Source organism: Oceanobacillus sp. FSL W7-1309, assembly GCF_038002145.1.
Lineage (GTDB): Bacteria > Bacillota > Bacilli > Bacillales > Amphibacillaceae > Oceanobacillus > Oceanobacillus profundus.
Genome location: NZ_JBBOBX010000002.1, coordinates 831,985 through 855,669, shown reverse-complemented (window position 1 = coordinate 855,669; position 23,685 = coordinate 831,985). Strand labels below are relative to the sequence as shown.

The window sequence follows — 23,685 nt, the reverse complement described above, 5'->3', positions numbered from 1 at the left end:
CAATGCGATTTATTTTAATTCTACTTTTACTCGCAGTTTTCTTTCTATCAGGGATAGTATATGGGATGAACAAAGAAGCACCCCAAACAGCAGAGGAAGACGAGGCTGTTGTTGAAGTAATAGAAGATACAGAGGAGCAAGCATCTACTGCTGAAACAGTTACGATACCAGTAAGTCAACCGATGGCTGATGCGGGCAAGGACACTGCTGTGCAATATACTCAAAATGCCGCATCTATATTAGGGGCTGGGGTTAAAGGCTTTTTTGAACTATTAATGCAAGTGTTATATCAAACTGCTCAATTATTTTTCTAGGTTATAAAGATTAAGTGATGATATCGGTGGTTTATCAAAACGTATTGGAAATCATCCAAAGGGATGTAATCGTACTGCATCTCATTCAGATTGATATAAATCTGGCCGTTTATGCGTTTGTTCTTGAATATAACAGCCTCTATTGCTATAATCAACCTAGTATTTATTGGCTTTTATTTTGAAACTTTCACCCGGATAGTGGATTGAAAGTATTGTAGGAGTGAGCAACACGAATGGTGAAAAAACAACGAAAAGTACGTAATTTTTCGATTATAGCTCATATTGACCATGGGAAATCAACTTTAGCAGATCGAATTTTAGAAAATACACAAACTGTTACAAAACGTGAAATGAAGGAACAGCTACTGGATGGAATGGATTTAGAACGTGAACGTGGGATTACTATTAAGCTTAATGCTGTTCAATTGTCATATACGAGCAAAAGTGGAGAGGAATTTATCTTTCATTTAATTGATACGCCTGGACATGTCGATTTTACATATGAGGTTTCCAGAAGTCTCGCTGCTTGTGAGGGAGCTATCCTTATCGTGGACGCCGCGCAGGGGATCGAGGCTCAGACCTTAGCTAATGTTTATTTGGCATTGGAAAATGAATTAGAGATAATTCCTGTCATTAATAAGATTGATTTGCCAAGTGCAGATCCAGAACGTGTTAAAAAGGAATTAGAAGATGTGCTTGGTATTGATGGCGATGAAGTAATTCTTGCTTCAGCAAAAGCAAATATTGGAATTGAAGATATATTAGAAAGAATTACAGAAGTTGTACCAGAGCCCGCTGGTGACTCAGAAGCACCATTAAAAGCATTGATATTCGATTCTTTATATGATTCCTATCGTGGGGCTATTTCCTATGTATGTGTTAAAGAAGGAACGATTAAAGTCGGAGATAAAATTCAAATGATGTCATCTGGAAAACAGTTTGAAGTAAACGAAGTTGGTGTATTTACCCCAAAAGCACTTGCTAAGAATGAACTAACTGTCGGAGATGTAGGCTATATAACAGCATCGATAAAAAACGTTGGAGATACACAGGTAGGAGATACAATAACACTTGCGAATAGACCAGCTGATGAAGCACTACCGGGTTATCGAAAGTTAAATCCTATGGTGTTCTGTGGGCTATATCCAGTTGACTCAAATGACTATAACGATTTACGAGAAGCATTAGAGAGATTGGAATTGAATGATTCTTCCTTGCAATATGAACCGGAAACCTCTCAGGCACTAGGATTTGGTTTCCGTTGCGGTTTCCTTGGCTTGTTGCATATGGAAATTATTCAGGAACGAATTGAAAGAGAATTTAATATTAATCTCATAACAACTGCACCAAGTGTTATTTTTGAAGTAGAAAAGACGAATGGTGAAGTTACAACGGTCGATAACCCATCCAAAATGCCTGATCCACAAGTGATCCAGGAAATTCGGGAACCGTATGTAAAAGCGACCATAATGGTACCGAATGATTATGTTGGTGCAGTAATGGAAATTGCTCAGAAGAAACGTGGGCAGTTTATTGATATGCAGTATTTAGACGATATTCGTGTGAATGTTATTTATCATATCCCGCTTTCTGAAATCGTTTATGATTTCTTCGATCAGTTAAAATCGCATACAAAGGGATATGCTTCATTTGATTATGAACTAATTGGCTATCAGCCTTCCCAGCTTGTGAAAATGGATATTCTGCTTAACGGTGATACAATTGATGCATTATCATTTATCGTCCATCGTGATTTCTCTTATGATCGTGGAAAACAAATCGTCGATAAAATGAAAGAGCTAATACCGAGGCAGCAGTTTGAGGTTCCTGTCCAAGCAGCAATTGGAAATAAAATTGTTGCACGTTCGACGATTAAAGCGGTACGTAAGGATGTAACAGCCAAGTTATATGGTGGAGATATTTCACGTAAACGTAAATTACTTGAGAAACAAAAAGAAGGTAAGAAACGAATGAAGATGGTTGGATCTGTGGAAGTGCCGCAAGAAGCATTCATGGCTGTACTTCAAATGGGCGACGATTAATTAATAGAATTGTGTCTTATGGGAGAACTTGAACACAGCTTTTCTGTGGGATGGTTTTCCTTTTTGACTTTTTCGTTTACGGGAGTTGAACAATTTATGGAATCCATACAATCGGTTTATATTCATATTCCATTTTGCAGACAAATTTGTCATTACTGTGATTTTGTAAAGTTTTTCTATAATGAGGAACTAGCTACAGAATACCTAGAGGCTTTATTTCAAGAAATAGATACTGTTTTGCCAGGCGACAAGCACAAGATGAGAACAATGTACATCGGTGGTGGTACACCAACAGCCTTGACGATGAAACAATTACACACTTTATTTCGATTTTTAAATAAAAAATTTGATTTTTCAAGTTTTGAAGAGGTTTCGATTGAAATAAATCCAGGCGATATTGATGCGGATAAAACCAAATTATTAAAGGACTATGGTATCACTCGAATATCATTTGGTGTACAAGTAATGGATGATAGGATGCTTGAACAGCTTGGTCGTGTGCATCGTGTGAAGGATGTTTATGATACAGTGCATCTACTGAAGCAGCGTGATTTTGCAAATGTGAGCCTTGATTTGATATATGCTCTACCAAATCAAACGGTTGAGCAATTCCAAGCTTCGTTGGATGAAGCCCTTTCTTTTGGGCTGCCACATTATTCCACGTATGCTTTGCAAATTGAACCAAAAACTATTTTTTATCAAAAGCATAAAAAAGGACAGCTCCATCGTCCGCCGGAAGACGATGAGGTAATGATGTATGAAATATTAAAGCGTACGATGAAATCGAAGGGTATTCATCAATATGAGGTAAGCAACTTTTCTTTGCCGGGATTTGAAAGCAAACATAATCTAACCTACTGGAATAACGATTATTATTACGGTTTTGGTGCTGGGGCACATGGTTATTTACCTGGAAAACGAGTTACAAACATTCGCCCACTGCCAGCTTATGTAAAAAAAGCATTTGCAGATGGAAAACCAATATTGCAAGTAGATAAGGTTAGCATAAAAGAAAGAATTGAAGAAGAAATGTTTCTAGGACTTCGAAAAATAAACGGTATTGACAAGAAACATTTTCAAGAGCGGTTTGGAATCGAAATAGAACGGTTATATAAAAAAGAGCTTGAAAATCTACTGAATAATGGTTTGATTTACGAGGATGTTCAATCGATTCGGTTAACAGAACAAGGGATGCTTCTTGGCAATCGCGTCTTTGAAAAATTCCTGCTGGACAGAGATCCTACAATAGAAACAATCTCCTAAGAGAGGTTTTTCAAAAAAAACGGTGAAAATGACAAAAATCGAAATCAGTAGACCTTCGACTGAGTATCGACACGCCCTTTGTCGAATGTCGAAGTCACACATCCTGTGCAAGTCCGTTCCGCACGTATTAACTGCATACGTTCTGCTCCTTGGAAAAGAAAATCACTTTTTCCTGCGTGCAAGATCGTCTGCTCAAAGCTACACTGCCTCGAACTGCGACGCACAGGACGTGCTAGTGTCGGCATCGCAACAAGGCTTTTCTAGGGGCGAGTAATCGCAGCCCCATGACATTGCGACTTTAGACGACCTCGGTCTTTTTCATCCTACTTTTTGAACACGCATTAAGACGTTCTAATTGACAAAAAAATAGTCATTTGATAATTTTATAGTAGTATTAGCACTCGGGTACATAGAGTGCTAACAGGAGTGATCATCATGCTAACAGAGAGGCAACTTACAATTTTACAAGTCATAATTGATGATTTCATTGATTCAGCGCATCCAATCGGGTCACGAGCACTTTCTAAAAAAGAAAACCTTCCATATAGTGCAGCAACGATTAGAAATGAGATGGCTGATTTAGAAGAACTGGGTTTCTTGGAAAAAACTCATACATCTTCCGGGAGAGTTCCATCAGAGAAAGGCTACCGTTATTATGTAGACCATTTGATTGGTCCGATTATAAGTCCGAGCCCAAATGAAGTAACGATTATTAAAAATATTATCGACGATGGCTTTTTTGAATTTGAACAAATCGTGCAAATGTCTGCAGAGGTTCTATCGAAGCTTACGAGCTATACATCGATTATTCTCGGTCCAGAAATGTTTGAAACGAAACTGAAACAAATCCAAATTCTTCCGCTTTCAGCGCATACCGCTGTAGCTATTCTGGTTACAAATACAGGACATGTGGAGCACCGTTCATTTTCAATACCTGAAAAGGTCCGTGCTTCGGATCTAGAGAAAATGGTAAATATAATGAATGATAGCCTTAAGGGAGTGCCGATTGTTCAATTGCAAGAGAAATTAGCAACAGAGGTTGCTCAACTGATGAAGATGTATATTGATGATTTTGATACATCGTTTGACTATTTGAAATCTGTTTTCTTGAGTGAACATCCTGTCAAACTATATATTGGAGGTAAATCCAATATATTGATGCAACCTGAATTCAACGATGTTGATAAAATTCGCTCATTCTTTAACATGATGGAAAAAGAAGACGAGATAGCTAATTTACTCAAAAACACGAAAAGTGGTATTGAAGTAACGATTGGTAATGAGAACGAAGTAGAAGCAATTAAGGACTTAAGTTTGATAACTGCTTCTTATCACATGGAAGGGGACCATATGGGAACTATTGCATTACTTGGTCCTACGAGAATGGAGTATAGAAAAGTCATCACTCTACTAAGAGGCTTATCAAATGAAATGACAGACGCATTGTACATGTGGTACAAAAATGATGATGCATAAATGAATCAATTAATTAACCTTAGGTCTTAGCATCTATGCTAGTTCAGTAACCAATATAGTTTCATTAAAATGCTATTCATGATATAGTCTTACTTGGTAAATAGGAAAGTAATACTTTTCTATTGACAATGCACAGGTGAAGTCATTTGCTGAAAGCCTTGGCGAATGTAATTTTTCTAAGAATTTTTTAATATGGAGGTGGCATTGGTGGAAGATCAAAATAAAGATACAATAACAGATGAGAGATCCATCACCAATGATGAAGTTGAAGTGATTGATTCTGCCGATCAAGAGACAACGGAATCAACCGAAACTGATTCAGCTAGCACGGAAGAGCTAAAAACAGAGAATGAAGCACTGAAAGCGGAAAAGGATGAAGTATTCAACCGATTGCTTCGCTTACAGGCTGAATATGATAATTTCAAAAAACGCTCGCAAAAAGAGAAAGAAGCAGAACGTAAGTATAAATCACAAGATTTAATCAATGAACTGCTTCCTGCTCTAGATAATTTTGAAAGAGCTCTACAAGTAGAAGTTACGGAAGCAAACGCAAGTCTTTTTGATGGAATTACGATGGTATATCGTCAATTTCAAGATGCATTAAAGTCACAAGGTGTTGAAGTGATTGAAACAGAAGGAAAAGCTTTTGATCCTACTTTACATCACGCAGTAATGCAAATCGAAGATGAAGAAATCGAATCGAATACTGTTGTAGAAGAATTACAAAAAGGATATCTGCTCAAAGATCGCGTAATCCGTCCAGCAATGGTTAAAGTGAATAAATAATCGGATAGGTAGTTTAAGGAGGATATTGTAATTATGAGTAAAATTATTGGTATTGACTTAGGAACAACGAATTCATGTGTAGCAGTGATGGAAGGCGGCGAAGCGGTAGTTATTCCGAATCCGGAGGGGAACCGTACAGCTCCATCTGTTGTTGCATTTAAAAATGGTGAAAGACAAGTGGGGGAAGTTGCAAAACGTCAAGCAATTACAAACCCAAATACAATTCAGTCCATTAAACGTCATATGGGAACAGATTACAAAGTTAAAATTGAAGATAAAGAATATACACCTCAAGAAATTTCAGCTATTATTCTACAATATATTAAATCTTATGCAGAGGATTATATTGGTGAAAAGGTTGATAAAGCGGTAATTACTGTTCCAGCTTATTTTAATGATGCTGAGCGTCAAGCAACTAAAGACGCAGGTAAAATTGCTGGATTAGAAGTTGAGCGTATTATTAACGAACCGACTGCAGCAGCCTTAGCATATGGTATTGATAAAGATGATCAAGACCAAACAATTTTAGTGTATGACCTTGGTGGTGGTACATTTGACGTATCCATTCTAGATATTGGTGACGGTACATTTGAAGTAATTTCAACTGCAGGGGATAACCGCCTAGGTGGAGATGACTTTGATGATGTTATCATTAACTATATGGTAGAAGAATTTAGAAAAGAAAACGGAATTGACTTGTCGAAGGATAAAATGGCTACGCAACGTTTGAAAGATGCTGCAGAGAAAGCGAAAAAAGATCTTTCTGGTGTATCTCAAACACAAATTTCATTACCATTTATCACAGCTGGTGAAGCAGGACCGTTGCACTTGGAAATGAATTTAACACGTGCGAAGTTTGAAGAATTATCTTCTGATCTCGTTGAACGCACAATGATTCCAACTCGTAAAGCACTATCAGATGCAGGGTTATCAACAAATGAAATTCATAAAGTAATCCTTGTTGGCGGTTCAACTCGTATCCCAGCTGTTCAAGAAGCTATTAAAAAGGAAATTGGTAAAGATCCATCTAAAGGAGTTAACCCAGATGAGGTTGTAGCATTAGGTGCTGCAATTCAAGGTGGAGTATTGCAAGGTGACGTAAAAGACGTTGTCCTACTAGACGTTACACCACTTTCATTAGGTATTGAAACAATGGGATCTGTATTTACAAAATTAATTGAGCGTAATACAACAATTCCTACAAGTCATTCTCAAGTGTTCTCAACTGCTGCTGATAATCAAACAGCTGTTGATATCCACGTTCTTCAAGGGGAACGAGAAATGGCTGCAGATAATAAAACATTAGGACGTTTCCAATTAACGGATATCCCGCCAGCACCAAGAGGAATTCCGCAAATTGAAGTTTCCTTTGATATTGATGCAAATGGTATCGTTAATGTTCGTGCAAAAGATATGGGTACGAATAAAGAACAATCTATTACAATTAAATCATCTTCAGGTCTTTCAGATGAAGAAGTAGAAAAAATGGTACAGGACGCTGAAGAAAATGCAGAAGCTGATAAAAAGCGTCGTGAAGAAGTAGAATTACGCAATGAAGCAGACCAATTAATCTTTACTACAGATAAAACAATTAAAGATCTTGGAGATAAAGTTTCTGAAGAGGATAAGCAAAAAGCAGAGTCAGCAAAAGAAGAACTAAAAGCTGCAATTGAAGCGAATGATATCGATCAAATTAAAGAGAAGAAAGAAGCATTACAAGAACATGTACAACAGCTATCCGTAAAATTGTATGAGCAAATGCAACAAGATTCACAAGCTCAGCAAGGTCAGGAAGCAAATGATTCAAGTGATGATGTTGTTGATGCAGACTACTCTGAAGTTGAAGATGACAACGAAAAAAAGTAAGTAATGAATAAAGGATAGACCTAACCAAAAGTCAAAGTCAGGATTCTCTTGACTTTGACTTTTTTAAAGAAAATCATGATTTGCTATAAAGCAATCATTGATGATATGATAAAACCTATGCTATAGTGTGTCGGGAGAGTGAAGAAGGTTGAGCAAGCGAGATTATTATGATGTACTTGGAGTCGAAAAAGGCGCTTCAAAAGAAGAAATTAAAAAATCGTATCGGAAATTGGCAAGGAAATATCACCCAGATGTGAATAAAGCAGACGATGCTGCCGATAAATTTAAAGAAGCTAAAGAAGCATATGAAGTATTAGGTGACGATCAGAAACGTGCACAATATGATCAATTTGGTCATGCTGGAGCTAGTGGTCAGGGCTTTGGTGGTTTTGGCGGTGGAGCACAAGACTTCGGTGGCTTTGGCGATATATTTGATATGTTCTTCGGTGGCGGTGGTCGTACACGTGATCCAAATGCACCACAACAAGGAGCAGATTTGCAATATACGATGGTATTAGATTTTGAAGAAGCAATTTTTGGGAAAGAAACAGATATTACAATCCCTAGTGAAGAAGAATGTGATACATGTAACGGTTCTGGTGCTAAGCCAGGCACAAGCAAGAAAACATGTTCACACTGTAATGGATCTGGTCAATTGAATCAAGAACAGAACACGCCATTCGGTCGTGTTGTTAACCGTAGAGTATGTCATTACTGTAATGGAACTGGTAGTATCATTCCAGATAAATGTAATACATGCGGTGGAACTGGAAGCGTAAAAAAGAACAAAAAAATTCATATCAACATTCCTGCTGGTATTGATGAAGGTCAACAAATTCGCGTAACTGGAAAAGGTGAGCCAGGTAAAAACGGTGGACCTGCTGGTGATTTGTATGTTGTCGTTCAGATTAGACCACATGACTTCTTTATACGTGAAGGAGATCATATTTTCTGTGAATTGCCATTAACTATTACCCAAGCAGCATTAGGTGATGAAGTCGAAGTTCCTACTGTACACGGAAAAGTAAAACTGAAAGTGCCTGCTGGAACTCAAACCGGGAAAACCTTCCGTCTTAAAGGGAAAGGTGCACCGAATGTACGTGGACGTGGTCAGGGAGATCAGCATATTAAAGTGAAGGTAATGACTCCTACACAATTGACTGATAGACAAAAAGAACTGCTTCGTGAGTTCAATGAAATTGGTGGAAATGAATCTACTGATGAACAGGACGAAAATATTTTCCAACGTTTTAAAAAAGCGTTTAAAGGTGATTAACGATGCTGTTCAGCAGCATCGTCTACATAATTTTCAGGTGAGCATCTTGAAGGGTAAGAAGCACAGTATATATCCAAGAGAGTCACTATCCAATGAAATGGGTGAATAATATAATGAAATGGTCTGAAGTTTGTATTCATACGACAAATGAAGCAATTGAGCCGATTTCTAATATTTTACATGAAACGGGTGCAAGTGGATTAGTCATTGAAGACCCGCAGGATTTAATAAAAGTACGTGATAATGTTTATGGAGAAATTTATGATTTAGATCCAAATGCATATCCTGAAGAAGGTGTGCGAATCAAGGCTTATTTACCGATGAATAGCTTTCTCGGTGAAACGGTGGAACAAATAAAACAAGCCATCAATAATTTATTGATTTATGATATCGATCTAGGCAAAAACCATGTTTCCTTAAGCGAGGTTAATGAGGAAGAGTGGGCAACTGCGTGGAAGAAATATTATAAACCTGTGAAGGTTTCCCAAAAAATAACCATAACACCAACGTGGGAAGAGTATACACCAGTTTCCAGTGATGAAATCATTATTGAACTAGATCCTGGCATGGCTTTCGGTACGGGCACACATCCTACAACAGTGCTAAGCATGCAGGCGTTAGAAACCTATTTAACAAGTGATGATGCAGTTATCGATGTTGGTTGTGGCTCGGGTGTACTTAGTATTGCTGCTGCAAAGCTTGGCGCAAAAGAAGTCTATGCATATGACCTGGATGAAATAGCTGTAAAAAGTACACAGCAAAATGCAAAGCTAAATGGGCTTGATAACCAGATTGTTGTTGCTCAGAATAATTTACTTGACCACGTAAACAAACAAGTAAATGTCATTGTTTCCAATATACTGGCAGAAATTATCGTTCGTTTTGTGGACGATGCATGGGATAATCTTGTAAGTGATGGATTATTTATAACATCAGGAATTATTCAGAATAAGAAGCAACTCGTCAAAGATAAACTTACGGAACAAGGTTTCGAAATTATAGCTGTAAATGAGATGGAAGATTGGATTTCCATTGTAGCTAGAAAAAAATAAAAAAAGTGACATACATGAAGTGGGTGTGCAAATGCAAAGATATTTCGTTCCATCTTCTCATTTTCAAGACAAGCTAATTCGAATTACAGGTGATGATGTTCATCATATTACCCGTGTCATGCGATATAATATTGGGGATAAAATTATTTGTAATAGCGAATATGGTAAGGCTGCCCTCTGTCAGATTTCACAAGTAACAAGTGATGAAATTCAAGCTACAATTGAAACTTGGCTTGACGAAAATGCAGAATTACCAATTAATGTTACAATTGCTCAAGGTATCCCTAAAGGCGATAAATTTGATTTAGTCCTGCAAAAAGGAACGGAGCTTGGTGCGTATGCATTTATTCCATTTCAAGCTAAACGCTCGATAGCAATTTGGGATCAAAAGAAGGCAGAAAAAAAGCAACAACGATTTGAAAAAATCATTAAAGAGGCAAGTGAGCAAAGTCATCGTAATATAGTTCCTCATATGAAAAAACCAATGTCGATTGAGATGTTGATTGAAGAAAGCAAAAACTATCATGTGAAACTTTTTGCATATGAGGAAGAGGCAAGGGTTTCGAACCCTAATACTTTTGGTAATATAGTTAATAGATTTGAAGCTGGACAAAACATTCTAGTTTGTATCGGTCCAGAAGGTGGGTTTTCTGAGAAAGAGGTAAACATACTAAAAGAAAACGATTTTCTTCCCGTTCGGCTAGGTCCTAGGATTTTAAGAACAGAGACTGCCGCGCTTTATGCGCTCGCAAGCATATCGTATCATTTTGAAGAAATGAGGTGTTCGGAATGCCAACAGTAGCATTTCATACATTAGGCTGTAAAGTGAACCATTATGAAACAGAAGGAATTTGGCGGATGTTTATGGAAAAGGGCTATGAACGTGTTGATTTTGATCACGATTCAGATGTCTATGTTATTAATACCTGTACAGTTACCAATTCCGGAGATAAAAAGAGCAGACAAGTAATACGAAGAGCAATTCGGAAAAACCCGAATGCAGTTGTTTGTGTAACGGGCTGCTATGCTCAAACTTCACCAGGTGAGATTATGGAAATTCCTGGTGTCGACGTTGTAGTAGGAACACAGGAAAGAAAAAATATCTTTACGTATATTGAAGAACATCAAGAAACGAAAGAACCGGTTAATGGTGTTTCTAACATTATGAAAAACCGTGTGTTTGAAGAAATGGATGTACCTGTTTTTACAGACCGTACCCGAGCATCCTTGAAAATTCAAGAAGGCTGTAATAATTTCTGTACATTTTGCATTATCCCATGGTCACGTGGATTACTCCGTTCAAGAGAACCTGAGAATGTAATCAGACAAGCAGAGAAATTAGTGGAAGCTGGTTATAAAGAGCTTGTCCTCACTGGTATCCATACGGCAGGTTATGGTGAAGATATGAAGGATTATAACTTTGCAATGCTTCTTAGGGAATTGGAACAAGTAGAAGGATTGAAACGGATTCGTATTTCTTCCATTGAGGCAAGTCAAATTACAGACGAAGTGATTGATGTATTGGATAAATCAGAGAAAATTGTCAGGCATTTACACATTCCATTACAAGCTGGCTCTGATTCTGTTTTAGCAAGAATGCGCAGAAAATACTCAACAGCTTTCTATAAAGAGAAGGTAAGTAAAATTCGAAAAGCGTTACCTGGCTTGGCAATTACATCAGATGTTATTGTTGGATTCCCAGGCGAAACGGAAGAAGAATTTATGGAAACGTACAATTTTATAAAAGAGATTGGTTATTCAGAGCTTCATGTATTCCCGTTTTCAAGAAGAACTGGTACCCCAGCTGCACGTATGGATAATCAAGTAGATGATGAAGTGAAAGAAGAGCGTGTTCACCGCCTTATTTCATTGTCTGACCAATTAGCGAAAGAATATGCTTCCGGGTATGAGAATGAAGTTCTCGAAGTTATTCCGGAAGAGCGTATCCTGGACGAGAACCACCCTGAATTGCTTGTAGGTTATACAGATAATTATATGAAAGTGCAATTTGAAGGCACTGCAGACATGATTGGCAAGATTGTTCGTGTGAAAATCACGAAATCTGGATATCCATATAATGAAGGTACATTTGTTAGGGTTATGGAACATGCAACACATGCTGGTGAAAAGATAGTTAATCAATAACGTATTTAGAAAGGAAGTTTAAGGTGAGTAATAAATTAGCTAAATATATTGATCATACACAATTAAAGCCGGATACAACGAAGGAACAAATAAAGAAATTGGTTGAAGAAGCGAAGGAGTACGATTTTGCATCTGTATGTGTCAATCCGCATTGGGTTGCTTATTGCTTTGAGAACTTAAAAGAAACAACAGTAAAGGTTTGTACTGTAATTGGTTTTCCACTGGGAGCTAATTCAACGACTGTTAAAGCTTTTGAAACAGAACAAGCAATCAAAGACGGTGCAACAGAAGTGGATATGGTCATTAATGTTGGAGAATTAAAGTCTGGGAATGACGATCTTGTAAAAGCTGATATTCAAGCTGTTGTGAATGCGGCTAAAGGGAAAGCTTTAACAAAAGTAATCATTGAAACAGTTTTGTTAACTGATGATGAGAAAGTTCGTGCTTGTCAATTAGCAAAAGAAGCAGGTGCTGATTTTGTTAAAACTTCTACAGGCTTTGCAAGTGGCGGTGCAACGGTTGAAGATGTTCAACTGATGCGCGAGACAGTTGGTGCCGAAATGGGGGTTAAAGCATCTGGCGGTGTTCGTGATTTAGAAGGAATGAACGCAATGATTGAAGCAGGTGCAACCCGCATTGGTGCTAGTGCTGGAGTCGATATTATCAATGGAATTACAGGCACTGACGATTATTAATTCAGCAAAATTAGTAATAAAAGAAGTATTTACTAGTATAATTAGTTAAATAATCGTTGACCAGATTGTAGGAATATATTATACTTTAAAAAGGCATGAGAAGGTAGTCATGTCGGTATAAATTGGTTTTGTGCTTCGGAGGGAGGGAAATTAGCATGTCAAATACAACTCGCGTTCGTAAAAACGAGTCTCTTGAGGATGCTCTTCGTCGCTTCAAACGCAGTGTGTCAAAAAGTGGTACACTACAGGAATATCGTAAACGTGAACACTATGAGAAACCTAGTGTTAAACGTAAGAAGAAATCTGAAGCTGCTAGAAAGCGTAAATTCTAAAGAGGGTGCAAGCGTATGACGTTACTTGATCGATTGAACCAAGACATGAAGCAAGCTATGAAGAACAAGGATAAAGAAACGCTAAGCGTTATTCGCATGGTGAAAGCTTCTATCCAGAATGAATCGATTAAACTTAGTAAAGATACACTATCTGAGGACGAAGATCTAACAATTTTATCCAGAGAAGTTAAACAACGGAAAGATTCCCTCCAAGAATTTAAATCTGCTGGACGTGAAGATTTAGTTGAAAAACTTGAAAATGAATTGGTAATTTTACAAAAGTATTTACCGAAGCAACTTTCGGATGAAGAACTACTTTCAATTATCCAAGTAACGATTCAGGAAGTAAATGCTACATCAATGAAAGATATGGGTAAAGTGATGGGCGCTGTAATGCCTAAGGTTAAGGGCAAAGCAGATGGCTCTCAAATAAAAAAACTTGTACAACAAGAATTACAATAATAAGTTAAAGAATCTCAAGTCATTAGGCTTGGGATTCTTTTCTTGTTCGTAAGTAAACGAAAAAATTTGAATGCTGTGGATAACTTAGTTATCTAAACAGTTACGTCCAGCTCCAGCGCCCAACGACTAGAGCGAGACTTGCCTCACCTCCGTACGTCGCTAACCGGGCGCTTGCACTTTTATTCAATATGAAAATTATAAGCCTTTTAGAAATGTGGAAGATAAGCACCATCAAAGTTTCTCAATGGATAAGATTATGATAGTATCTAATTATGACATAACTCCTGTTAGAGAACTACTAGTCGCTAGGTCTTTGGTCGATACGTTGGTGCATTTGTGCAAATTGAAATGATGTATACTTTTCTATTTGCTAAAAATTGAAACCAATCCCATACCACTTCCGTATTAATTGATAACAGGCTGAGGGAGGTGAATAATGATGTCGAGGAAACGACTCAAACAATACATACTCATAATTGCAGCCATCTCCATAGCACTTATTTACCTTGTTTTGGATAATATTTCAATTGCTAGTGCCGAGGAACAAGGTGGTGGAAAGTCAGTTTATGTTATACCGATTGAACGAGAAGTAGAGCGTGGGCTAGAGGCTTTTTTAGAGCGCACAACTTCGGAAGCGGTTGAAGCTGGTGCCGATCATATTATTTTTGAAATTGATACTCCAGGCGGGAGGGTCGATGCAGCAGGTCAAATCGGTCAAATTATCCAGGGTCTACCAATCCCGACAACAGCATTTATCGTTAATGAGGCATTATCAGCTGGTTCTTATATCGCGTTATTTTCTGAAACCATTTACTTCAAGCCACATGCAACAATGGGTGCAAGCGGTGTGATTAATTCTGATGGTACAGCAGCAGATGAAAAAGCGCAATCAGCTTGGTTTGCGGCAATGAAAAGTGCTGCTGAATCTACTGGGAGAGATCCACTTTATGCATTAGCTATGGCCGATAGTAGTATTGACCTGCCTGAATACGGGGCACCTGAAGGAAGGTTTTTAACACTTGGCCCAGCAGATGCTGTAGAAGTCGGTTATGCGAATGGAATTGTGGATGATCGAGTGGAATTGCTGCATGAACTTGGTTTGTCGAATGCTTCCATAATTGAGACAGAACCGACTGTCGCAGAGGAAGTAGCACGATTTCTAACAAACCCAATTGTAATCCCAATTCTTCTATCTGTGGCAAGTCTTGGCTTAATCGTGGAATTGTATTCTCCTGGATTTGGAGTACCAGGAATAATGGGGATTGTTTCTTTATTATTATTTTTCTACGGTCATATCGTTGCAGGACTAGCAGGTATGGAAGCTGTCATACTACTAGTACTAGGTATTATTTTGATTGTAGCTGAATTTTTTGTCCCAGGTGGGATTTTAGGACTCCTTGGAATTGGTGCCATCATCGGTTCATTATTTATGTCAGGATACGATTTAGGTCATATGTCGATGAGTATCGGAATTGCATTTCTTGTTACGCTAATTGTTGCAATTATTCTTTTTAAACGAATTGGCATGGATAAAGGGGTTTTTCGACATATTATTCTTAGGGATAGTACTGCAACAGAGCAAGGATATGTATCATCCACAAATCGGTTGGAGTTAATCGGTATGGAAGGTATTACTGCCACCCCTTTACGACCATCGGGCATTGGAGAATTTGACGGTGAACGAATTGATATTGTCTCAGAAGGAAGCTTTATTGATCGTAATAAGTCTGTTAAAGTGGTAAGAGTTGAAGGAGTTCGTGTCGTAGTTAGAGAAGTATAATGCTATACATGAAAATCATAAGGAGGAATTTTTAATGTCATTAACAGAATTAATGCCGCTTATTATTATTGCGGTAATCTTAATTGCAGTTGCAATTTTATTCACGTTTGTACCAGTGGCGCTATGGATTAGTGCTTTAGCTGCTGGAGTAAAGGTTAGTATTTTTACACTAATTGGAATGCGATTACGTCGAGTTGTTCCAAACCGTGTAATTAATCCTTTAATCAAAGCACATAAAGCAGGTTTAAACGTCAAAACAAACCAATTGGAAAGTCACTACCTAGCGGGTGGTAACGTAGATAGAGTAGTAAATGCTTTAATAGCTGCGCATCGTGCAAATATTGAGCTTCCATTTGAACGCGGGGCTGCTATCGACTTAGCAGGGCGTGACGTATTAGAAGCTGTTCAAATGAGTGTAAATCCGAAAGTAATTGAAACCCCATTTATTGCTGGTATCGCGATGGATGGTATCGAAGTAAAAGCACTTGCTAGAATTACTGTACGTGCAAACATTGATCGACTTGTCGGTGGAGCAGGGGAAGAAACAGTTATCGCTCGTGTTGGTGAAGGTGTTGTAAGTACAATTGGTAGTTCAGACACACATGCAAAAGTATTAGAAAATCCAGATTCGATTTCACAGACAGTTTTAAGTAAAGGCCTTGATTCAGGAACAGCTTTTGAAATTCTGTCGATTGATATTGCCGACGTGGATATCGGTAAAAACATTGGAGCTATCCTACAGACAGACCAAGCTGAAGCTGATAAAAATATCGCACAGGCAAAAGCGGAAGAACGCCGTGCAATGGCGGTTGCTCAAGAGCAAGAAATGGTTGCAAGAGTTCAAGAGATGCGTGCGCATGTTGTGGAAGCTGAAGCAGAGGTTCCAAAAGCACTTGCCGAAGCATTACGCACAGGAAAAATGGGTGTTATGGATTATATGAATTATAAAAACATTGATGCTGATACTGGTATGCGTGATACAATTGGTAAATTAACTAAAGATAGCAGTGAAGATGATCAAAAATAATGTTCATCAATAAAAGCGGAAGTGCCCGGTTAGCGACGTACGGACTGCGCCCCGAACTTTGGAGTGGTTCGACGAGTCGAACATTCCTACGAAGGCTATTCGCTGGGCACTGGAGCTGGATCATGAAATTGAAGGAGGGGTCTGATGGGCTGGATTTTCGATAACCTCTTCATAATTATCATTATTATTTCAGGGATTATCGGCTTTTTTAACAACTCGAATGAGAAGCAGAAACAACAAGAAAAAGAGAAGAAAAAAGCACCTCCACAAAGGCCGGGAAGAACAGTGTCAGAAGGAACGCGAACTCCAGAACGCAAGCCGCAGCCTGTAGCAGAGCAAAGAGTGTATCGTGAAGAAAGATCACGAGATACGGTTTCAACTGCCTCAATTGCAGAGCAGCAAAAGCAGCAAATGGAGAAGCTGGCTAGTAAGTATAGCACTATTTCAAATTCAAAAATTGAGGATTTGAAGTCACAGGCGGATAGTGGAAGTATTTTACTTGAGCCTGAGAAGGAAACAAGTAAAAAACAAGAAAGACTGAAGAAACAAGTAGTTGGCAATCTTGGTGCAAAAGGATTAGTTAATGGCATTATCATGTCTGAAATACTAGGACCACCGAGAGCTAAAAAGTCATATAAAAATGTTTTAGACGATCGAATCAAATAAGTTGAATCTTAACCACTGCTACATAAGCTTAATTGCTTATAAAGCAGTGGTTTTTTATGATTTTATCTCATTTGCAAGGAAACTGCGACGAAACTTGCAAATATGTGCAATAATACCCCTCCGAGATTGCTACGGGCGAATGCTTTCCGTGGGCAGGTGTCTGAAGCCTCATCCGGACTAGTTAGTGAAAAGTACTGTTTCTGTTTCAATCAACTATGTTAGTGAAAATCAGTGAGCCCATTCTGGCGTAGTGTTTCCACAGCGGATAAATCCACAATTCATCAATGCACATTAGTGTGAAGTTTATATTTTATATAAATCATCAGACCACATAAAACCCACTTTTTTATCAAGCATTTTGTTCTTATGTATTAAGCACCTTCATACATATGTATGTGAGGGGGGATCATCATTGGCTAAATGGCAACAAAGATTACGCACCTTGTTAACAGAACAATTCTCTCTTCCTTCTGATATAATCCTTGAAATGCCTAGAATTACGGTAATTGGAAACATACACATATACATTGAAAACCATCAAGGCTTGGCTGTATATTCCGAAAATGAACTAAAGTTAAAAACCAATAATGGCTATGTTCAAATTAGGGGTACTTCCTTTGTGCTAAAAATGATGCTTCCTAAAGAAATTTTACTCGAAGGAACTATTTCTGAAGTGAAATTCTTAGGAAACTAAAGCCTTGAACAAGAGGAGGATACAATTGAAGCATTTAAATAGTAAAGCAGTAACTGGCTATGTCACAATTCTAGTAAAAGGTACAGCTCCTGAGATGTTTTTTCAAAAATGTGCGAATGCTGGAATTTCCGTTTGGGATGTAAAAAAAAGAGACACCGATTTATGTGAAGGTAATATAAAGCTCTCCGATATCAAACAAATGAAACATATCAGAAGGAAAACAATTTATAAAATTACGTTTACTGGTAAGAACGGTTATCCATTTTTAATTAGACGATTTTTAAAAAAGAAGCCATTGGTACTTGGGTTATTTTTCAGTGTACTTCTCTTCTTTTTTTTATCGAATATTATTTGGGAAGTTAAAATTAGTGGTGTTCCAAAAGATATTGAAGAAAAGATAGACAAGCAGTTAGTTAGTTACGGAATTCATCCAGGGGCTTGGCTTTTTTCCCTGGATCCTCCAACAGCGATTCAACAAAAACTAATGAAGGATGTGCCTGAACTTCTTTGGGCTGGCGTGGATCAAAAAGGGACAACCTTCTATTTAGAGGGAGTAGAAAAGGTTGTCGTTGAAGAAGCGGATCCAAAACAACCCCGAAATTTAGTTGCTGCGAAAAAAGGCGTTATTACAAATTTATATGTATCAAAAGGGACCTCTCATGTACAAGTGAATGATTATGTGGAACCTGGTGATCTCTTGGTTTCTGGAATATTGAAAGGACAAGAGGTAGAAGACGAAGAAAATGAATCGGAAGAACGACAGGAACAAGCTAAAGAGCTAGTGGCTGCTGAAGCTGAAATTACAGCAAATACCTGGTATGAGGTTTCCGTTACGGTACCGCTTGAATTTAATTATGAAGAGATAACAGGAAACCAAAAAAAGAAATATTATCTTAAAACAGGAGAATTTCAGTTACCAATTTGGGGATTTGGAGAGCCTGATTATAAAGAAATTCATCGAGAATCAAATGGTAATAACCTACGTTTTTTTAAATGGGAGCTCCCGATAGAAATTGTTGAAACCATTTTAAGTGAGAAGACGTATAATAAAGTGAGCCGAACAAAAGAAGAAGCTATTGAAGCAGGAATTGATCAAGCTATTATTCAACTACAAAATGAACTAGGTGCTGAGGCAACAATATTGTCTGAAAAAGTTTTGCATGAAAGTATCGAGCATGGTAAAGTAAACTTAACCCTATTTGTTTCAGTTGAAGAAAATATTGTAAGAGTAGAACCATTAAATCAAGGAGACTGATTATGCCAGGTAACTTAATTGAAATTGAATTGCATTTAACAGGTACGAATGAAGCGCTCGCATTATTCGGCATAAACGATAAGCATCTGAAGCAGCTAGAAAATCTTTTAAACGTGTCCATCGTATCTCGTGGAGAAGCTGTTCGAGTTTCTGGTTCGGAGGAAGCGATTGCGCTTGTCCAAGAAATTCTTCTCACTCTTTTATCGGTTATTAGAAAAGGGCAAACCATTTCTGAACGAGATGTCGTTTACGCTGTTGACTTAGCAAAAAAAGGTGAAATTAAACAACTAGAAGCGCTTTTCGAAGACGAAATTACGAAAAATGTAAAAGGCAAATCAATTCGTGTAAAAACGCTTGGTCAAAAAAACTATATCGCTGCGATTAAGGCGAATGACCTTGTCTTTGGAATCGGTCCAGCCGGAACCGGTAAAACATATCTCGCTGTAGTAATGGCAGTGCATGCATTAAAAAATGGACTTGTTAAACGAATTATTCTAACGCGCCCAGCTGTAGAAGCTGGTGAGAGCCTCGGATTTTTACCTGGGGACTTAAAGGAAAAAGTAGATCCTTATTTACGTCCTCTATATGATGCACTTCATGATGTGTTAGGGGCGGAACATACACAGCGTTTGATCGAGAGAGAGACAATTGAAATTGCGCCACTTGCTTACATGCGTGGACGGACGCTGGATGATGCATTCGTTATTTTAGATGAAGCGCAAAATACAACACCAGCCCAAATGAAGATGTTTTTAACCAGATTGGGCTTTGGCTCAAAAATGGTTATCACTGGTGATATTACCCAAATTGATTTGCCTAAAGGGGTTAAATCGGGTTTGCATATTGCACAGCAGCTATTAGCTTCTATAGAGGGAATCTCATTGATACATTTGAATCAAACGGATGTTGTAAGGCATCCACTAGTTCAACGTATCATTGCAGCATATGAAACTGAAAACTAGAAATAGAATAAAACAGGAAAGACCCTAGGCTATACGGGTCTTATTTCTGTATAGATGCTTGATAAAGTGAAACCCCGTAAAGTAGCGTTTCACTTTCCTCCCCATTGCTTGTTAGAAATACAAGGGAATGAGCTAAAGACCATTAAACAGAATAAGGAATTCACGGGACTGTTTCCCCCGCCCTTTACATATTTGGTTTCTAAAATTAGAGCGGGGATACAGTACGTTGATGCGTGATAAATTGGGGTGATACGAATGAAAGAGCGAATAAGTAAAAAGCTCGAGTCGTTAGGGAAAAAACATAATTGGCTATTCATATTATTACCAGTAGTTTTATTAGGTGTCTTTTTCTTTTTTATAACGCTAAATAATGTTCAAACAGAAATCTACGATATTGAACGATTCAGTAATGCAAGTGAAACGATTCGTTCTCCTATCACAATTGAGAATGAACAAGAAACGGAACGGAAAACAAGGGAGACCGTTCAATCTGTGCAAGATAGATATAGCATATCCAATGAAGTTACGATGGAGCAAGTAAGTTTTGTGGAGGAAATATTTGACGGTATTTTCAAACTAGAAGAAGAAAGTGAAGGTAGGCGTGATGAAGAGGAAACACCTGCACCTCTTACAGATCAAGAAAAAGTAATCCAATTAAAGCAAATTTTATCTGATGAAATAAGCAACTCTGTAAAAGACGGTACATTGATCCACCTTCTACAATTCAGTGAAGACGAATTGGATGCGGGAAAAGAGATACTGGCAGAAGCACTTGAGGAAACATTAAACAATGGTGTACGTACAGAGAATTTGGAAACTGCAAAGGCAAATGTCAATCAGTATATTGAATATGCGGATATAGAAGAAACGTTGAAGGAACCATTAATGGAGCTCACAAATTTTGCTGTGGTTGAAAATTCTTTTTTTGATGTGGAAAAAACCTCAGAGGCAAGAAAAGAGGCTGCAAGCAGTGTTGATCCAGCTATGATTCGTGCTGGTGAGGTAATTGTTAGAGAAGGACAAACGATAACGAATGAAATTTATGAAAAGCTGGATCTTGTTGGATTGCTGGACGAGCAGAGTAATATTTATCCAGTAATCGGGCTTGCTTTGCTTATTATCATGATTTGCAGCTTTATAACTATAGAGATGCATCACCTATCCAAGCAAAATAAATGGAGCTTGGAAAAAATGCTTGCAATCTTTTTTATTAGCATGATTGTCGTTTCTTTAATGAAGATAATTAGTGTTTATACAACACAGTCCAACCAGCTTTTTTTCGTTACCCCAATTGCCACGGGGGTTATACTAATTAAAATGTTAATCAATGAAAGATTAGCTATTGTGATGTCTATACTTTATGCTATTTTAGGAAGTGTTATATTTAATGGGCAAATAGCAGGTTCTTTAAATGTGGAAGCTGGGATTTACTTCCTTGTCAGTCAATTAGCTGGGATTATCTTTTTAATGAATGTGAAGGATAGACTAACCATTTTAAAGACTGGGCTTGGTGTAGCTCTTGTCAATATTGTTACTGTATTACTATTTTTATTTCTTTCCTTTGAAAAATATTCCTGGTTTGACCTTTTTGTACATACAAGCTTCGGACTAACGTCAGCAATTCTAGCAACAGTATTAGCTATTGGTTTACTTCCATTTTTCGAAACGATACTTGGAATTCTTTCAGATATAAAATTATTACAGCTTTCTAATCCAAATCAACCACTTTTGAAAAAATTATTAACAGAATCACCTGGAACTTACCATCATTCAGTTATGGTTGCAAACATAAGCGAAACAGCTTGTGAAGCGATTGGTGCAAACGGATTGCTGGCTAGAGTTGGTGCCTATTATCATGACTTAGGTAAAACGGCCCGACCACATTATTTTATAGAGAATCAATTATCTGTTCGGAATCCCCATGATTTTATCGATCCGAAAAAAAGTGCCGAGATTATTATACGACACCCATATGACGGAGCTGAATTGTTAAATAAGCATAAAATGCCTAAAGAAATTATTGATATTGCCAAACAACACCATGGCACATCCTTATTGAAATTCTTCTATTATAAGGAGAAGGAAAAGAATCCGGATGTGGAAGAATCCGTTTTTAGGTATCCGGGACCTAAGCCGCAAACAAAAGAAGCAGCTATTATTTGTATTTGTGACTCGGTTGAAGCAGCAGTCCGATCCTTAGAAGAGCCTACAACCGAAAAAATTGAAGATATCGTAGCCTCCATCGTAAAGAGTCGACTCGCTGATGGACAATTAGATGAAAGTCCTTTAACATTAAAGGAGCTACATGTTATTCACCGAACCATTATTGAATCGTTAAAAGGAATATTTCATTCCAGAATTCAATATCCATCGAAGGAGGCAAAATAATGTACATTGATTTTCATGATGAAACAAATACTGTGACAAGTGACTATGTTGATTTATTAGAACGTTTACTTCAATTCGCAGCTGACAAAGAGGGTATATCTAAAGAAGCGGAAATGTCCGTTAATTTCGTTGATAATAAAGAGATCCAAGCGCTTAACCGTAATTATCGCGGGAAAGATGCACCTACCGATGTTATTTCTTTTGCGATGCAGGAATCGGTTGAAGGGGAGATTGAAATAGTTGGTGAGGATATGCCGTTAGCACTTGGAGATATAGTTATTTCCGTAGATAAGGCGAAGGAGCAAGCAACCGAATATGAGCATTCCTATGAAAGAGAACTTGCATTTTTGACGCTACACGGTTTCTTGCACTTGTTGGGATATGACCATATGAATAAATCAGATGAAGCGAAAATGTTTAAAAGACAAGAAGAAATACTAGGTGCGTTCGGAATTGAAAGATAAGAAACGTAAAATTGGATTTAATTATGCCTGGAACGGGATCAAGGAGATCGCGCAAACAGAACGTAATTTTAGAATACATTTGTTAGCAACGTTATTGACAATAACTGCCGGGTTTCTATTTAAGCTAACAATGGTAGAGTGGGCTATTATTGTTCTAACCATTGGACTGGTACTTATGGCAGAGGTAACGAATACCGCTATTGAGAAGCTTATTGATTACTTAAGACCGGAGATACATCCTGCAGCTAAAATAATAAAAGATGTTGCTGCTGGTGCTGTATTAATTGCCGCTATTATTGCTGCGGTTATTGGATTGCTTATATTTTTGCCAAAATTGTATAATTTTTTCTAGAAGAGGCCGGGATATAACGAAAGTGTTTAACTTTAAAGGCGAACCGTGCACAAACTTAGTGACATAGACTTCTGCGAGAGAGAAGGTGATAGGTGAGACACCGAAGTGCGATAGCACAGGGGGCTCACCAGTTACCTCTAAATGTGTGAAGTGTATTTCTAGAGTTGGTTGTTCGTATTTTTCCTATGTTAAAATACTTTTGCCCCAGCCTCTTCTTTTTGGCGTGTTTTACTTTCATATAATACGGGTAAGAGAAGGTTAAGTTTACATATTTTTATGTTAATCTTTGCATTTGGAATTTATTGTGGTACTTTAGGTGAAAAGATAATCTTTTTAAAGCTTTTGTCGATTGAATGAAAGCTTGCATTATTTGTAGTATTATAATGTA

At 37.8% G+C, this 23,685-nt stretch carries 22 protein-coding genes; all 22 read left to right on the top strand.

Annotated features, from left to right (window positions below):
• Positions 1-2: 2 nt before the first annotated feature.
• The gene (locus NST46_RS16970) at positions 3-314 is read left to right on the top strand and encodes a hypothetical protein (protein WP_341137497.1); all 312 of its coding nucleotides are present in this window, start codon (positions 3-5) and stop codon (positions 312-314) included.
• A gap of 233 nt (positions 315-547) precedes the next feature.
• Complete coding sequence (gene lepA, locus NST46_RS16965) at positions 548-2,356, top strand: translation elongation factor 4 (protein WP_095307060.1); 1,809 nt, start codon at positions 548-550, stop codon at positions 2,354-2,356.
• A 96-nt stretch (positions 2,357-2,452) separates the two neighbouring features.
• Positions 2,453-3,619 (top strand): radical SAM family heme chaperone HemW, encoded by a 1,167-nt coding sequence (gene hemW / locus NST46_RS16960; RefSeq protein WP_118889120.1) that lies wholly within the window; start codon positions 2,453-2,455, stop codon positions 3,617-3,619.
• 435 nt (positions 3,620-4,054) lie between these two features.
• The gene (hrcA, locus tag NST46_RS16955) at positions 4,055-5,095 is read left to right on the top strand and encodes a heat-inducible transcriptional repressor HrcA (RefSeq protein WP_095307057.1); all 1,041 of its coding nucleotides are present in this window, start codon (positions 4,055-4,057) and stop codon (positions 5,093-5,095) included.
• A 207-nt stretch (positions 5,096-5,302) separates the two neighbouring features.
• Positions 5,303-5,881 carry a nucleotide exchange factor GrpE gene (grpE, locus tag NST46_RS16950; RefSeq protein ID WP_251659031.1) on the top strand — a complete coding sequence of 193 codons (579 nt, stop codon included), beginning with the start codon at positions 5,303-5,305 and terminating at the stop codon, positions 5,879-5,881.
• 33 nt (positions 5,882-5,914) lie between these two features.
• The gene (dnaK, locus tag NST46_RS16945) at positions 5,915-7,747 is read left to right on the top strand and encodes a molecular chaperone DnaK (protein ID WP_095307055.1); all 1,833 of its coding nucleotides are present in this window, start codon (positions 5,915-5,917) and stop codon (positions 7,745-7,747) included.
• 148 nt (positions 7,748-7,895) lie between these two features.
• Entirely contained in the window at positions 7,896-9,023 is a 1,128-nt protein-coding gene (gene dnaJ, locus NST46_RS16940) for a molecular chaperone DnaJ (protein ID WP_095307054.1), read from the top strand.
• 113 nt (positions 9,024-9,136) lie between these two features.
• Positions 9,137-10,075, top strand: a complete 939-nt coding sequence (gene prmA / locus NST46_RS16935; RefSeq protein WP_118889122.1) for a 50S ribosomal protein L11 methyltransferase — start codon at positions 9,137-9,139, stop codon at positions 10,073-10,075.
• Positions 10,076-10,106: 31 nt separating this feature from the next.
• A complete protein-coding gene (locus NST46_RS16930; protein ID WP_118889123.1) occupies positions 10,107-10,877 on the top strand; it encodes a 16S rRNA (uracil(1498)-N(3))-methyltransferase in 771 nt (256 codons plus the stop codon).
• On the top strand, positions 10,865-12,220 hold the full coding sequence (gene mtaB / locus NST46_RS16925; protein WP_095307050.1) for a tRNA (N(6)-L-threonylcarbamoyladenosine(37)-C(2))-methylthiotransferase MtaB: 1,356 nt from the start codon (positions 10,865-10,867) through the stop codon (positions 12,218-12,220). Before NST46_RS16930 ends, mtaB begins: the two co-directional genes overlap by 13 nt.
• 23 nt (positions 12,221-12,243) lie before the next feature.
• A complete protein-coding gene (deoC, locus tag NST46_RS16920) occupies positions 12,244-12,915 on the top strand; it encodes a deoxyribose-phosphate aldolase (RefSeq protein WP_303447262.1) in 672 nt (223 codons plus the stop codon).
• 155 nt (positions 12,916-13,070) lie between these two features.
• A complete protein-coding gene (gene rpsU / locus NST46_RS16915; protein WP_010650937.1) occupies positions 13,071-13,247 on the top strand; it encodes a 30S ribosomal protein S21 in 177 nt (58 codons plus the stop codon).
• Between the two features lie 15 nt (positions 13,248-13,262).
• Positions 13,263-13,709, top strand: a complete 447-nt coding sequence (locus NST46_RS16910) for a GatB/YqeY domain-containing protein (RefSeq protein ID WP_095307048.1) — start codon at positions 13,263-13,265, stop codon at positions 13,707-13,709.
• 436 nt (positions 13,710-14,145) lie between these two features.
• The gene (locus NST46_RS16905) at positions 14,146-15,489 is read left to right on the top strand and encodes an NfeD family protein (RefSeq protein WP_118889125.1); all 1,344 of its coding nucleotides are present in this window, start codon (positions 14,146-14,148) and stop codon (positions 15,487-15,489) included.
• A 34-nt stretch (positions 15,490-15,523) separates the two neighbouring features.
• Positions 15,524-16,516: a flotillin-like protein FloA gene (gene floA, locus NST46_RS16900; RefSeq protein ID WP_095307046.1), complete on the top strand. Its 993-nt coding sequence runs from the start codon at positions 15,524-15,526 to the stop codon at positions 16,514-16,516.
• A gap of 144 nt (positions 16,517-16,660) precedes the next feature.
• On the top strand, positions 16,661-17,182 hold the full coding sequence (locus NST46_RS16895) for a hypothetical protein (RefSeq protein WP_095307045.1): 522 nt from the start codon (positions 16,661-16,663) through the stop codon (positions 17,180-17,182).
• Between the two features lie 412 nt (positions 17,183-17,594).
• A complete protein-coding gene (gene yqfC / locus NST46_RS16890; RefSeq protein ID WP_095307044.1) occupies positions 17,595-17,876 on the top strand; it encodes a sporulation protein YqfC in 282 nt (93 codons plus the stop codon).
• Between the two features lie 25 nt (positions 17,877-17,901).
• Complete coding sequence (gene yqfD, locus NST46_RS16885) at positions 17,902-19,131, top strand: sporulation protein YqfD (protein ID WP_095307042.1); 1,230 nt, start codon at positions 17,902-17,904, stop codon at positions 19,129-19,131.
• A 2-nt stretch (positions 19,132-19,133) separates the two neighbouring features.
• Positions 19,134-20,093, top strand: a complete 960-nt coding sequence (locus tag NST46_RS16880; protein WP_095307041.1) for a PhoH family protein — start codon at positions 19,134-19,136, stop codon at positions 20,091-20,093.
• 255 nt (positions 20,094-20,348) lie between these two features.
• The gene (locus tag NST46_RS16875; protein WP_095307040.1) at positions 20,349-22,481 is read left to right on the top strand and encodes an HD family phosphohydrolase; all 2,133 of its coding nucleotides are present in this window, start codon (positions 20,349-20,351) and stop codon (positions 22,479-22,481) included.
• Positions 22,481-22,945 (top strand): rRNA maturation RNase YbeY, encoded by a 465-nt coding sequence (ybeY, locus tag NST46_RS16870; RefSeq protein ID WP_095307039.1) that lies wholly within the window; start codon positions 22,481-22,483, stop codon positions 22,943-22,945. The genes NST46_RS16875 and ybeY overlap by 1 nt, the downstream gene beginning before the upstream one ends.
• Complete coding sequence (locus NST46_RS16865) at positions 22,935-23,297, top strand: diacylglycerol kinase family protein (RefSeq protein ID WP_240033759.1); 363 nt, start codon at positions 22,935-22,937, stop codon at positions 23,295-23,297. The genes ybeY and NST46_RS16865 overlap by 11 nt, the downstream gene beginning before the upstream one ends.
• Positions 23,298-23,685 lie beyond the last annotated feature (388 nt).

Coding starts and splice junctions, on each gene's coding strand:
- NST46_RS16970 (WP_341137497.1), top strand. CDS start 3: ATGCGATTTATTTTAATTCTACTTTTACTCGCAGTTTTCTTTCTATCA.
- lepA (WP_095307060.1), top strand. CDS start 548: ATGGTGAAAAAACAACGAAAAGTACGTAATTTTTCGATTATAGCTCAT.
- hemW (WP_118889120.1), top strand. CDS start 2,453: ATGGAATCCATACAATCGGTTTATATTCATATTCCATTTTGCAGACAA.
- hrcA (WP_095307057.1), top strand. CDS start 4,055: ATGCTAACAGAGAGGCAACTTACAATTTTACAAGTCATAATTGATGAT.
- dnaK (WP_095307055.1), top strand. CDS start 5,915: ATGAGTAAAATTATTGGTATTGACTTAGGAACAACGAATTCATGTGTA.
- prmA (WP_118889122.1), top strand. CDS start 9,137: ATGAAATGGTCTGAAGTTTGTATTCATACGACAAATGAAGCAATTGAG.
- NST46_RS16930 (WP_118889123.1), top strand. CDS start 10,107: ATGCAAAGATATTTCGTTCCATCTTCTCATTTTCAAGACAAGCTAATT.
- mtaB (WP_095307050.1), top strand. CDS start 10,865: ATGCCAACAGTAGCATTTCATACATTAGGCTGTAAAGTGAACCATTAT.
- rpsU (WP_010650937.1), top strand. CDS start 13,071: ATGTCAAATACAACTCGCGTTCGTAAAAACGAGTCTCTTGAGGATGCT.
- NST46_RS16910 (WP_095307048.1), top strand. CDS start 13,263: ATGACGTTACTTGATCGATTGAACCAAGACATGAAGCAAGCTATGAAG.
- NST46_RS16905 (WP_118889125.1), top strand. CDS start 14,146: ATGATGTCGAGGAAACGACTCAAACAATACATACTCATAATTGCAGCC.
- floA (WP_095307046.1), top strand. CDS start 15,524: ATGTCATTAACAGAATTAATGCCGCTTATTATTATTGCGGTAATCTTA.
- NST46_RS16895 (WP_095307045.1), top strand. CDS start 16,661: ATGGGCTGGATTTTCGATAACCTCTTCATAATTATCATTATTATTTCA.
- NST46_RS16880 (WP_095307041.1), top strand. CDS start 19,134: ATGCCAGGTAACTTAATTGAAATTGAATTGCATTTAACAGGTACGAAT.
- NST46_RS16875 (WP_095307040.1), top strand. CDS start 20,349: ATGAAAGAGCGAATAAGTAAAAAGCTCGAGTCGTTAGGGAAAAAACAT.
- ybeY (WP_095307039.1), top strand. CDS start 22,481: ATGTACATTGATTTTCATGATGAAACAAATACTGTGACAAGTGACTAT.